Below are 12,953 nucleotides of genomic sequence, written 5' to 3' on the forward strand. Positions count from 1 at the left end.
TTAACTCCCCCTTCCCCCTCTTAAGATAAGAGGGGGCGCCGAAGGCGGGGGCGTTATTCGTCCTGCAGCGCAATAAGGCATTCAGATCCGCAAGCTTCCCTCTCTTGCGCTCATAACCCATCCAGATCCGGTCCCGGGCATTCCATCGTCGAGGGCGGTGAAAAAGGAAGAACGTATCGCCTTTTGCATTCCTGTACTTTTCATTCAGTTCTTCAATTCTCTGCCGGGCCAGCAGCAACAGCGGTTCGTCCTCCGGCAGTGTTTCCTCTGCCGCGTCCTGAAAATCAGTCAGCAGGCCGAAGTGCAGGTTCTCGTCCCTATTTGCCAGAAACCGGACTTCCAGCGCCTCTATCAGGTCCTCGATATTTTGAGCGCTTATGAGCATGGTCGGGATCACGGCCAGGGTGCGCGATTCCGGCGGGATCCCTTTGGAGTAGTCCATTCTCGGCAGCGGCTGCGGAATGACCAGCAATGTCGCAAGCCAGTTCACCACTGCAACCGCGAGCTGACTTGCACACAGCAATGAGAGGATACCGGTCATTACGAGCAGCCCATTGTGTAAGCCATCACTATGCGCCTTCGTCAGTAACCCCCCGGTGAAAATCGCCGTCATGAGCGTGATCGTGCCCAGATAGAGGAGCAAAGGGAACCGGGAACCCGCTTTCCGAATGGCGCCGGAGAAAGAGAATCGCACATGTGCCAGCTCTTCAAGCTGCGGAGATCCCTTGTCGATCAGGTAATAGCCCACATGAGCCTCGCGATCATCTCTGCCGCGAGCGCCGTCTTTATTGGCCGTGCTCTCATGAGCGAGCCGGACCGCTTCGGCTGCCACTTCGCCTTCCGATAACCGGCTGCTCTTCGCTATCTTCTCCACGACGTGACGGTAGTGATCACGGGTGGCAAAATCCATCTTGCCATAGACTCCGGCGGGGTCCTCACGCAACACCTGTTCGACCGAGCTCATCCTCTCTACGAACTCGATCCAATTCATCGCCCCCAGAAAACGGAGGCTGCCGATGCTGTTGCTTATGGAAACCTGGTCAGCGGCCTGTTGCCGGTTCTCCGAATGCACCGACTGCTCTATCGTCAGGCCGAATTCGGAGAGCCTCTGCTCAATCCAGGTGAGCGGCAATGCCAGAGCAGGGCTCTGTCCCTGCAGCCGGCGGGTAAATTCCGCAACAAACGAACTCACCATGGGCGGGTCCGACCGCACCATGTCCGCAATGACCAGGATCAGGCTATTCGGGTCCTTCTCCGCGACCTCCGTCATCTGTTCCGCCCATTGGGCGGCGCGGTTTCGTTCGATCATGTTGGCAGCGATCCGGGCCCCGACGCGCCGGAGATTCTCAATCAGCGCCAGGCGCAGCATGATGGGGATCGCCCACAATTCTCCCAGCTTCAGGACGCTCACCGTCTGGTAGGCTGCAACGAAACTGCTCAGATTTTCCGGGTCCACCCTGCCATCTCCATGAGAGATCGTCTCCAGCGCAATGTCATAGACGCGTGGAATCCCCTCCGAGGGGCCGTTCAGCAAGCGCGGCAATTCCCGGCTGTAACCCTTCGGCAAGTGCCTCCTGGCCGTGCGGATCTGTTCTTCGATCAGATAGAAGTTGTCGAGCAGCCACTCGCCTGCCGGCGTAATCCGGAGGTCTGCCTTGACAGCATCGGCCAGCAGGTTGCGGGCAGAGACCAGGACGCCTTCATTCTCAGAAAGCCGCGATAGAAGCTGGTCGGGCGCATGCCCCGGAGTCAACTTGTGCGAGGCCGCCAGGATCTTGCCATGCTGTTCCATCTGGTCTCTGCTGAACAATTCCGATCGCAGTGGCGGCTTGTCGCCGGCGTACTTCTGTGCCAGGTCTGTTCCGCCGAAGATCGAACGCAAATGCGGCAGGCTTCCGAGTAGGGTCTTGTTGCTCACCTTCAACTTCGTGGTCTCCTTCTTTCTGAAAACAAAAGGGTTCTCGCTTTTTCCATCATCGCGTGAAGATCGGCGCCTAACCTCTCTACGCCGTCGGCCATAAACATGCCGGGTAAGATATCAATATACCACCACGGAAGCATACCCGCTATCGTTTTGACAAAATGGGTCTTGTCCGGCGCCGGGAGGTCCGAAGAAAATGAAGGTCTTCGGAGGGATGATGCCATGTTTTATTGAAAGCTCACGCTCTGTCAGAAAGAGTTGTCAAGGTGGAAGATTCCGCCCTCAACGTTCTACGGTGTTTACTCAATGATCCAGAGGGAGCAGCTTTTGGGCATGTGCAGGAGTTTGTTGGTCGTGCTTCCGAAGAGGAACTCCTCCTGCCTTGAGATCCTGTGTCTTGCAACCACCACGGTGCAGGAACCCAACCGGTGCTGTTCCTCAATAATGACTTCGGCGATGGAGAGGCACTCCCGCGCCACAATCCGGACTTCCACCTTTTCCTCAGGGAATCCGGCCTGGATCAGCATGCGTCGGTAGGTATCGAGTATGGCCTTTACATGATCCCGGCGCTGGGCTATCCATTTTTCCCGTTCTTCATCCGAGCGGAACTCATCCATCTCCGGGATGGAGATGAGATGGAGGATGGTCGCCCGGAATCCGGGAGAGTCGCCGAGAAAGTCGGCCACATAAAGCCCCGCGCGTTTTGAACTTTCGGATTCGTCCACGGCGATGAGGATATGCCTGTCCTTGACCGGATTCAGGGGATCATTCTTCTCGGTTTCAGAAGAATAGAGGGTTCCTGTGTTTTGATCAGTGTAGTTCATTTTTCACCTCCATCAGATCCGATAACAGCTCAGAAGCGCTTTCGTAGAACACATGGGCGCCCTGGGAAAAATGGAGCAGGATCAGATTCAGGGAGTCGGGTATATAGGGATAGACCTTCTGCAGATTGGAAACCCGATTGCGAAAGATGACATTCAGGTCGTTCTGCGTCAAATGCCTTAACGCCGGCGAGTCGTTTTCCACCAGATTCTGTAATGTCAGATACTTCTGCGCGGTAATGTAAGTCAGCAGATTGCCCAAGCCGAAAAGGTCATAGCCTGCGAAACTCTCCCTGTGAAAATAATTGAAATCGAAGTCGATCCATCGATAATTCCCTGTCTGATTATCCAGAATCAGATGATCGCCCCGGATGTCTCCGTGTTTTTCACCCCGGTTATGAAGAAACCCGATGGCTTTCACCATCTCGATATAGACATTCAGCACGGACGGGAAATGATGGAAGAAATAATCCTCGTGGCTGGGACTCATTCCGTGGATCTTGTCGGACAGCTTGGCTCCGTGGATATAGTCCAGTATCCGTATGATATTGCCGGCAGCATCCTTCACGGCAAACCCCTGCATGAAATGGGGATGACCTTCCACGATGCCGAGGATGCGGGCCTCCTTGAGGGGGCTCCGGATGCAGTCGAACGTGATCTTCCCCACGCGGATCTTGAACTTTTCATGGAATACCATTTTAATAACCTTGATCTCTCCGCTGAGAAGGTCAACGGCATGCCGGACCCAGTACTTGGGTTCATCGTTCAGACCGAATCGGCCTTCCTTTTCATTGTTCCGCATCAGATAAGGCCTGTCATTCAGAATCAGCGCATCATCATAATCCACATGAAAAAAATCCGAGGTATCCGTGATGATCCTGATCCTTGAAGGGACATGTTCTGCGCCCTGCCATCGGCAGATCATCTCCTTTAATTCGTTCTGGCCGTAGACCCGTTCATATACGGATTTTCTCATTGTTATTATTATAACATAGAACATGAAACCGCCTGTAGGATTTTTTGGACTTTGGGGACGGGAACGTTGTTGATTACGTTGACTTATTTCTACAGAAAACAACATTCCTTCATGGGGTCAAGAATGTCCCCAAGATTTTTTTTATACAATTCTTAGATACTATCTATAAATATTTGATGTTAAATCCCTGGTGACATTATTAATAGTTTCGAAATACGATGTCGTTTCTATGATGAGAACCTCAATAATAGAGAGGTTGACTCTCTCCTCTGAATCGTTTAGAATGTGAAAAACAATGGGAAATAAAGGGGTTATCCGTGTATTGCCCAGAATGTGCCAATAAGATTGAACCGGAGACGGTACTTTGCCCCGTCTGCGGGATGAAAGGGGATTTACCAGCTTCCACCGACCAGGTCTGCGACATCTTCCTCATGGGTTTTTCGGACCCCTTATCATACGATAAGGTCATTGATTTCCTGTTGCAGCATTCATTTCTTAAATCGCGGGAAGACCTTCTATCCCGCCTGTCAAGCCTTCCCGTTCCGCTGACCAAAGGGATGGTATCGGCCCGCGCCCATCAGTTAAGAGAGGATCTGGAGAGCCGAGGAGGGATCGTTGAACTTCGGAACAGGCAGATGAAGGACCGGGGTATCGCCCGGAAAATCATCAAGGAGGAAGAAGAGCCCGCAGCCCACGCCCCGGCAGGGACCTCCGCACGGGCAAGCAGGGTCTATCTGTTCCTGTTTCTCCTCTCTCTGACCGCAGCGGTTTACCTGGCCTATTTTCACGACTTCAGCCGTGAGCGGAAGACGGTCCAGAGGGCGGTGCAGAAGATCGCCTCTCGGCTGACCCCGCCTGTTCCGGGAAAGGAGGCTGTGACGCCCCAGGTCAGCGCCCCGGAGAAGATCTCTGCATCCGAGAATCTGGACCAGGAAGGGGTCCGGTTGAACAATGAGGGGGTCTCCCTGATGGACCAGGGGGCCTACGAGGAGGCGGTCCAGTCCTTTGAATCGGCCAGGAAGCTGATTCCCGGCGATGCGACCATCCTTCAGAACCTCTACCGTGCCTGGCTCATGCAGGGTTACAGACACCTGCAGGGCAAGGCCTATGAACAGTCGATCCAGTCTTTCAAAGAGGCCCTGAAGGTTTCGGACCAGTCCCCTGAACTCTACAAGCTCATGGGGATGTCGGCATTGAGCCTGCAGGATGAGAGCAGAGCCGCCGGGTATTTCAAGACCTACATCAAACGGGCGCCGGATGATCTCGAAGTGGACCGTATCCTGGGGGAGATCCTCTACAAACAGAACAAGCTGGAAGAAGGGCTCAAGTTTTTGAAGATCTATCTTGCCGGAAACCCGGACGATTCCCGCATACGGGATATGGTGAACAAGGCGGGCCGGGAGGCGACCGTGGAGCAGGGGTTCGACACACGGGAAGGGGAGCATTTTGATGTCCGTTTCGACGGCTCGCAAAACATGGAGGCCGGATACCTGGTGGTGGAGCTTTTGGAGGGCGCCTATCGTAAAATCGGAGCGGAGCTGAATTACTACCCTTCGGAACACGTGGTGACCATCCTCTACTCGGATGAGGAATTCCGGAACGTCACGCAGACGCCGGGTTGGGCAAAGGGCCTGTACGACGGGAAAATCCGCATCCCCATCGGCGGGCTCACAGAGAAGAGCCGGACCCTGGAACGGGTCGTGACGCACGAGTACACCCATGCGGTCATCCACCAGATGACGGGCGCCCGCTGTCCGACCTGGCTGAACGAAGGGCTGGCCCAATACTTCGAAGGGGAACCGGAGGATGGAATCGCAGGCAATGCCGGTCTGATTCTTAAGACCAGGGATTTCATTCCTTTAAAAAAACTTGAAGGGTCATTTCTGAATTTGGATGCAAAAGCGGCGGCCATGGCCTATACTGAGAGCTACACGGTGGTCGATCACATCATCAAGGCGCACGGAATCTATGCCGTCCAGAAGCTTCTTTCGGATCTGTCGGGCGGGGCAGACGTCGAGTCCGCCCTGCGGTCTGCCGTAGGGTCGGATTATAACGGCCTTGAGGAAGACTGGTTGAAATACCTGGCCCAGAACTACTCCTGAGCCTTTCCCGTGCACGGGTCGGTTACATCATCGGATTTTATTTCCATCCGCCTGCACTGGAGAAAGAATATTACGGATGATACGGCGTAACCTGACCATCTTTTTTGCGGCCTTTCCTTTTATCGTCTCGTTCCTATTGGACTTCCGGCGGTTTCTCTTTTTCGGGCCTCGAAGAAAGGCCGGTCTTGAATTCCACCATGAACGCGCTCGGAAGCTGACCGCGAAGATCGCCTCCCTCGGGCCTTCCTTCATCAAGCTGACGCAGGTCCTCTCCACACGGTCGGACATCCTCCCGCCCATCTACCTCCGGGAACTCTCCAAGCTCCACGACGAGGTCCCGCCGATCTCCCTGGCCAAGGTCAAGAAGGTCATCGAGACCGAGTATCAACAGCCCTTCGACAAGGTCTTTGAGGAATTTGATCCCGAGCCCCTGGCCGCGGCCTCACTCGGCCAGGTGCATGTAGCGAAGTACCGGGGAAAGGAGGTCGCGGTCAAGGTGCAGAGGCCCGGCATCCATGAGATGGTGACCATGGACCTCAAGATCATCCAGTGGATCCTCGGCGTCCTGAACCAACTGATTCAGTCCAACCAGCTCCGTGCGCTCCAGGTCACGGTGGACGAATTTTCCAGGACCATCTATGAAGAAATGGACTTTGAGCAGGAGTCCATGAACATCAGGCGGTTCCAGGAACTGATGAAGGACCGTCCGGACATCATCATTCCCGAGTTCTTTCCGGAACTCACCACCCACCGCATCCTGGTCATGCATTTTTACCATGGGATCAAGATCACCGAGTTTGAAAAACTAAAGAAGGCGGGGATCCACGTGGACCGGGTCCTCTCCAAACTGATCCGGATCTACACGCAGCAGATCCTGATCGACGGGGTCATCCATGCCGACCCCCATCCCGGAAATATCCTGGTGACGAATGACGAAAGGATCGTGCTGCTCGATTACGGCCTGGTGGTGGAACTGGATGCCAAGACCCGGAAGGAGCTGATCGACACCACCATGGCCGGCGCCCGGAGGGATTTCGACCGGCTGATTCAGGGGTATTACAACCTCGGAATCGCCAACCGGGAGCTCAGTCCCGCCATCCTCAGGGAGGCCGCTGAGACCATGTTTGACATCCTGACCCAGGAGGGGATCAGCCAGAAGCGGGTCCAGGAGATCGCCTTTGAGGTGATCGAGAGTTTTTACGCCTTCCCCTTTGAACTGCCGGGCAATCTGGTCTACATCTTTAAGACCGCGGCCCTTGTGGAGGGGATCGGGACCCAGTACCGGTATGATTTCAATGCCGTGAAAGACATCGTCCCCGTGGTCAAGCAGATGCTCAAGGAGGAGAAGGACCTCTCCGTCTGCGAGCAGGCCAAGAAGGAGTTCAACACCCTGAAGGAGATCTACAGGGACGCGCCCGAACTGATGCGCACCATGCGCCGTGAGGAGCTTCGTGTCCGGATCCATCCGGTGAGCATTACCCAGACCGAAGAGTATGTGGCCAGGGTCTTCCGAAGGGCCATGATCGGCATCTTTGCCGTGGGCATCGCCCTGACCACGTCCATCCTCTACGTTGCCCATCACAGATTCACCCTCCTGATCGGCGGCCTGGCCCTTTCCGTGCTGGTCATGATTGGGGTGATCTTCATCCCCATACACACCACCTACGGGTTCCATTTGTGGATGGACATCGGGAGAAAGAAAAAAAAGCGCACCGTTCCGGCAGGCCGGGACAAGAGGGAACATGAGAGATAGGCTGCCCGAGAACACTGTGAGAAAGGGAGAATCATGCGGCGGTATCTGAAATTCATGGTGAAATTCATCGGCCTCCTCATCGTCTTCTATATTGCTGCGAGGATCACCATCTGGCTGGCCACCTCCGGGCATACCGTCACGGCGCCCGATCTTCAGGGCAAGAACGTGGTGGACGCCCTCAAGGAAGTGGGGAAGATCGGCCTCGACCTCCGAGTGGTCCGGGAGGAGTACGACTCCGCTGTCCCTCGGAACGGGATCCTGGGTCAGGACCCCAAGCCCGGCGTCGAGCTGAAGGTGGACCGAAACATCGAGGTGGTCGTGAGCCTCGGCGCCCGTGACATTGCCATCCCTGACGTGAGGGGGACTACACTCCGCAAGGCAGAGCTCATCCTGAAACAGAACGGCCTCTCCGCCGGCCTGACCACACGCGTCCATGCGCATGAAGAAGAAGGCACCATCCTTTCGCAGAACCCCATGCCCTTGACCGTGGATGTCAGAGAGAACGCTGTGGACCTGCTGGCGAGCGCCGGGCCCCGTCTCTCCGTTTATAGTATGCCCGACCTCATCGGCATGGATTTCAACCAGGCCGTGGCCCTTCTCGAGTCCGCAAGGCTCCCGATAGGGAACGTCCGGTACGAGGTATATACTGAAGGCGTGGTGGAGAACCGGGTCCTCAACCAGTCTCCCGCCTTCGGCTATCCCGTGAGCCAAGAGACCCCCGTCAGCCTTGTGGTCCATCGGGAATCGTCCGCCCAGACCGGCGTCACCGTCACCCGGATCCCCTTTTCCTACCGTATTCCTTTCGGGCTCATGCCCGTGGATGCCGATCTGTTTGTGGAAGACCGGCAGGGGAGGCGGCGTGTCTTTTCGGAACGCAAGCTTCCCGGGAGCCTTATCGAGCTCCCCCTTGAGATTTCAGGAAAGGCCGTGGTCGAGGTCTATCTCAACGGAAAGATGGTCCAGTCCCTGGATTACCGGTAGGTCCGGCCTTGCGCCGTGAAATCACTGCTTGCAAACCGGCGCAGCAGGGTATATATTTAAAATATATACTTTGGGAGGGATGTTATGAAAACCGCAAAACTCTTTCAAAACGGCCGGAGTCAGGCCGTCCGTCTGCCCAAGGAGTTCAGATTTGAAGACGACCACGTGTTCGTCAAAAAGTCCGGAAACGCCGTTGTGTTGATCCCGGCAAAGAACTCATGGGATTCTCTATTCAAAAGCCTCGGCAAGTTTTCCGATGAATTCATGGCTGAACGCAAACAGCCGGGCACACAGGTTCGGGAGGAGTTCTGATGAAGTTCATGCTCGATACAAATACGTGCATTTACCTCATCAAACAGAAACCCCCAAAAGTCCTGAAGCATTTTAAATCGCATTCCATAGGAGACATCGGTATCTCCGTCATAACACTCGCTGAACTCCAGTATGGTGCGGCAAAAAGTCAGCACGTCGAGAAAAACCGGGCAGCTCTGGAAGAATTTCTTCTTCCTCTTGAAGTTGCGGATTTTGATGAGAAAGCAGCGCAAGCATACGGCACGGTCAGAGCAGCGCTCGAAAAAGCCGGAACTCCGATTGGATCACTGGATACGCAGATCGGAGCGCACGCCCTGAGCCTCGGCATAACGCTCGTCACGAACAACACCAGGGAGTTCAGACGGATTAAAAGTTTGAAGGTCGTGGATTGGACCGTGTGAGATTCTCATGCGGAGTCCGTGCGATTGAACGGATCCCATATTTCTCTCGACTACCGAAAACTTCCCCTCCTCATAGGTTATTCCGCTGTGATCCGCCCGCCACGGGTGTGTGACAAATTTATGGGTAAATATTTCTCTGAGAGCGTCATTCCCCGACTCGATCGGGGAATCCAGACATTAGAAACTGGATTGTCCGGTCAAGCCGGACAATGACAACCATATATAATCCTGATGTGTACCCACATTTTTGTCGCACACCCGCCGGCCACAATTCCCTTTACAAATTCCGTAGAACTTGATAAATGAATACTTAACGATTATTTTCAGGTCCACGACTCGTAGAGCGGTTCAGTCCAACACGTTTTATCCGAAATGCCTCTCGGCGCTACGGATAAAACGCCATACGTTATGTGCACGCGGAGGACGGAGGCGGCAGTCCTATGTCCCATGTCATAACGATCCTGTACACGGCCGGGTGGCAATAAATAGGGGCAAGGCAATGGCAATAAATAGGGACAGCGCCCATTTATTTTTCTATCTTTAGGTTTCATATTGGAAGAATTTATGCAGAATGAATGTCTCATTACAAGTGCCCTAACAATAAATGGGTGCTGTCCCTATTTTTAGTGAAAGGATCACCGCCATGATGGCCCTGGCCTCAAGCGCGGTGACCTTTTCGAGATCGTCCTGATTCAGACGAAAGGAGGTTCTGCCCCGCGACCCACGCTGGATGACCTTGCCCGCTTAAAAGGGGTCGCCAAACATCACAAGGCAAAGCATGTCATTCTGGCGGAGTGGCGGCGTGCAGAGAAACTCGAACTGTTCAAGCTCAGCGGAACGCGCTGGCAATCGGTTTCACCGGATGAAGTCTTTGGTTGATGCCGGAAGGCAGCTAACAAACCGTTGCACCCGATCCTCGGGAGCGGCGCTTCGCGCCGTCCCTCGGCCGGGTGAACGGTGACGTTAGCTGCTCAAAAAAAAGGAGGTAATAGAATGAACAGTCATCGTTGTTGCACAAGGCAATTGCTGGTGTTGCTATTGATTATCAGCTCCATAGTTACGACGTTTGCATTGGCGGCTGATGATAGCGAAAAAGCAGGGGTATTGCAGTTTACGGCTCATCCAGACGGCACTTTTAGCGTTATATCCCAGTCAGCCCCATTAGAGATGCTGCTATCAAGAATTCGTGAGACGACAAATGTTGATATTTATATTGATGGCGCATCAAAGAAGCGACCCGTCTCGATTAATGTGAAGAATATTTCGTTAATTCAGTTGTTGAGGCGTATTGCTGGAGCAAATTACGCAATGGTTTACGATGGGCTTACCGTATCTGCGTTGCATGTATTACCAAAAGGCAAAACGCAGTCTGCCAATGGCGACATTGCCATTTCCGAGTTCTCTGGACAAGTAAAAATTACCAATCAGCGCGCCAGGATGTTTTTCACGCCGGCTAACAAATCCAAGAGCGCAATTGATAGCTACATCAATAAACGACACGAAGCACTATCAAAACTATCAGAAGAAAACCCTAACAAAGAGCTTCATGCGCAAATATCGTTCAAAGGATATTTGTCTGCTGATCAGGTTATTGCGCTTGTGAACGAAAACCAATTGGATCCAGTTACTCTTAACATTGGATGGAAAGAGAACGGTGGCGGGTATGATTTAAAACAGGGGGAAGCGATTGAATTGGCTATCAAGTCAGCAGCGGCACATCACGAGCGATTCATCGCAGAGCTACAGGAAGACGCAAATATGCAAGTTACCAATTTGCGCCAACAAGGCATAAGTGATGTACAAATGCAGTCAGAGCTGGCATTCCAACAAAATGCAAATGACATGAACTCGGTTTTCCATAGCAAAGGAGTCCCGTTTTATGGCGTGCGTGTAGCCGCAACTGCAAAGCAATTACAAGCACTTACAAGCAATGATAGGAAAATTAGGCTTGTTGACCCGTTATGGGGTGGCTCAGTGGAAGATGAAATTGCCAACGTATACCCAACGACAAAGATTGCAATTCCGCTTGTCCCAGATAATGAAACTTTCATTCCTGAAATCACGGAGGATAGAAAATGAAAAAGCTATTTTTTCTGTTTGTCGTGTTTTGTATGGCAGTTCCTGCATTTGCAGGCGAACCGTGGGCGCCTGTATCTGGATATAGCAGCGTCAATCAATCAAAAACCTACAATCGGTTTATATTCTCATCGCTCAGTGGACAGTATGGTGATGACGAGACTTATGAACATGAGACCCAAGTCTACAATAATGCTTTTGCTGATTATGATGGTTATTGGTCAAGCAATCTACCAGCCAAGTATTATGATACGCCGTTTTCGGATGACATAGACACTTTTACTATTGGCTCCGCAAGAGCAGCCGATCTGCAAGATGGTGTGCAGTACTATACCTATATGGCGTTGACCAAAGGGAACAATTCTGACTGCCAAGGCTGTTGCTCATCACATGGTGGCGTGGTTTGCAGTAATGGGATTACGCAATGTGCCGACGGCACACCGCTTTCCTCAACGTGTGTAGCCAAGGGATGCAACCAATGTTTAAACGAAGCAACTGTGCGTATCAAGGGGCAGCGAGGGCACAGCGTTATTCCCGGATGCACTTCAACGTGGTGCATATTCGCTGATGCGACAACCGGAACAATGTGCCTTTTGAATGCCCCGCAGTATAAAAGCTGGACATATTGATGGTACTGCATATTTGCAGCTAACAACGCCATCAACTCGGGCGTGCAAAAGCGCCGCTTCTCTCTGCTTTTGCACGCCGGTTATGGCGAGCGTTGGAGCAGTGATCATGACTGAGCGATTCGTCAGTTTCGACAGGCAGCCTCGCGGCGGACGCAAGGCCGCGAGATGGTGGCTGTTCAGCATTTGTGAGATGGAGGAAGGCCCAAAAACAGGCTGAATGATGTAGTTCGGGAATGCAGGAATAAGGTGAATGAAGAAAATGAAGCTATCTAAAAGTTGGATTGCATGAAAATGAAATGTCCGATGCAAATTATCATGCCGGTTTTTGTCGTCTCTTTGTCTCTTGCCTGTGCCTCAACACGAACACTTGAGCAGAACTTTTCGTCCATACAAACCGGTATGTCCAGACAGAACATTAAAAGCATCATGGGGAAGCCGGAAAGGGCCGATGCAGGCGTGGTTCCTCAATCGCCATTCTTCGGACCGCAGGAAGCTTTGCTAAGTGTGCTGAAGCCAGGCGCCTCCTTTGAGGAATGGCAATATATAGATGAGGGAAACATATATCTTATCTGGTTTGGCAGCATCAGCGGCGAGCCTCAGGAGAACTGGAGAGTTGTAACAAAATTCGGATACCCCAAAGGCGCCGTATTTTAAGTGCAGCCGGTTCCTCGCGAGGTTATTCATGACATATGGCCTCATTCGAGCAGGCACTAAACAGCACCGATGATTAAATAAGGGCAAACCCCCGGCTCTGCCGGGGGACTCTTAGAGTTTGACAATTACTGGAGTATGCAGTTAACCGGAATGCTTTACCCCTCACCCTTACCCTCTCCCACAAGGGGCGAGGGAACTGCCAGTGGGCCTCCCCTCCCTTGATGTAGATTAAATAGGGACAGCGCCCATTTATTGTTAGGGCACTTGTAATGAGACATTCATTCTGCATAAATTCTTCCAATATGAAACCTAAAGATAGAAAAATAA

At 52.8% G+C, this 12,953-nt stretch carries 10 protein-coding genes and 1 pseudogene; 8 read left to right on the forward strand and 3 right to left on the reverse strand.

Going from position 1 to position 12,953, the window contains the following annotated elements; genetic code table 11:
* Positions 1-67 precede the first annotated feature (67 nt).
* The 3 genes and pseudogenes from AUK29_02290 to AUK29_02300 form a co-directional block, all read right to left on the reverse strand.
* Positions 68-1,924: pseudogene (locus tag AUK29_02290) on the reverse strand (cyclic beta 1-2 glucan synthetase).
* Positions 1,925-2,220: 296 nt separating this feature from the next.
* Positions 2,221-2,745 (reverse strand): hypothetical protein, encoded by a 525-nt coding sequence (locus AUK29_02295; GenBank protein OIP65662.1) that lies wholly within the window; start codon positions 2,743-2,745, stop codon positions 2,221-2,223.
* Positions 2,732-3,718, reverse strand: coding sequence for a hypothetical protein (locus AUK29_02300; GenBank protein ID OIP65663.1), 987 nt, complete (start codon positions 3,716-3,718; stop codon positions 2,732-2,734). The genes AUK29_02295 and AUK29_02300 overlap by 14 nt, the downstream gene beginning before the upstream one ends.
* 317 nt (positions 3,719-4,035) lie before the next feature.
* On the opposite strand from AUK29_02300, the gene AUK29_02305 reads away from it, so the two are divergent.
* The 8 genes from AUK29_02305 to AUK29_02340 all read left to right on the forward strand — a co-directional run bounded on the left by AUK29_02305 (position 4,036) and on the right by AUK29_02340 (position 12,626).
* Complete coding sequence (locus AUK29_02305) at positions 4,036-5,820, forward strand: hypothetical protein (GenBank protein ID OIP65664.1); 1,785 nt, start codon at positions 4,036-4,038, stop codon at positions 5,818-5,820.
* Between the two features lie 76 nt (positions 5,821-5,896).
* The gene (locus AUK29_02310) at positions 5,897-7,573 is read left to right on the forward strand and encodes a hypothetical protein (protein ID OIP65665.1); all 1,677 of its coding nucleotides are present in this window, start codon (positions 5,897-5,899) and stop codon (positions 7,571-7,573) included.
* A gap of 33 nt (positions 7,574-7,606) precedes the next feature.
* Positions 7,607-8,554, forward strand: a complete 948-nt coding sequence (locus AUK29_02315) for a hypothetical protein (GenBank protein ID OIP65666.1) — start codon at positions 7,607-7,609, stop codon at positions 8,552-8,554.
* Positions 8,555-8,638: 84 nt separating this feature from the next.
* Positions 8,639-8,866 carry an antitoxin gene (locus tag AUK29_02320; GenBank protein OIP65667.1) on the forward strand — a complete coding sequence of 76 codons (228 nt, stop codon included), beginning with the start codon at positions 8,639-8,641 and terminating at the stop codon, positions 8,864-8,866.
* Complete coding sequence (locus AUK29_02325; protein ID OIP65668.1) at positions 8,866-9,267, forward strand: VapC toxin family PIN domain ribonuclease; 402 nt, start codon at positions 8,866-8,868, stop codon at positions 9,265-9,267. Before AUK29_02320 ends, AUK29_02325 begins: the two co-directional genes overlap by 1 nt.
* A gap of 993 nt (positions 9,268-10,260) precedes the next feature.
* Positions 10,261-11,346: a hypothetical protein gene (locus AUK29_02330; protein OIP65669.1), complete on the forward strand. Its 1,086-nt coding sequence runs from the start codon at positions 10,261-10,263 to the stop codon at positions 11,344-11,346.
* Entirely contained in the window at positions 11,343-11,972 is a 630-nt protein-coding gene (locus tag AUK29_02335; GenBank protein ID OIP65670.1) for a hypothetical protein, read from the forward strand. Before AUK29_02330 ends, AUK29_02335 begins: the two co-directional genes overlap by 4 nt.
* A gap of 303 nt (positions 11,973-12,275) precedes the next feature.
* Positions 12,276-12,626 (forward strand): hypothetical protein, encoded by a 351-nt coding sequence (locus AUK29_02340; protein OIP65671.1) that lies wholly within the window; start codon positions 12,276-12,278, stop codon positions 12,624-12,626.
* Positions 12,627-12,953 lie beyond the last annotated feature (327 nt).

The sequence above is a fragment of the Nitrospirae bacterium CG2_30_53_67 genome, from assembly GCA_001873285.1.
GTDB lineage: Bacteria > CG2-30-53-67 > CG2-30-53-67 > CG2-30-53-67 > CG2-30-53-67 > CG2-30-53-67.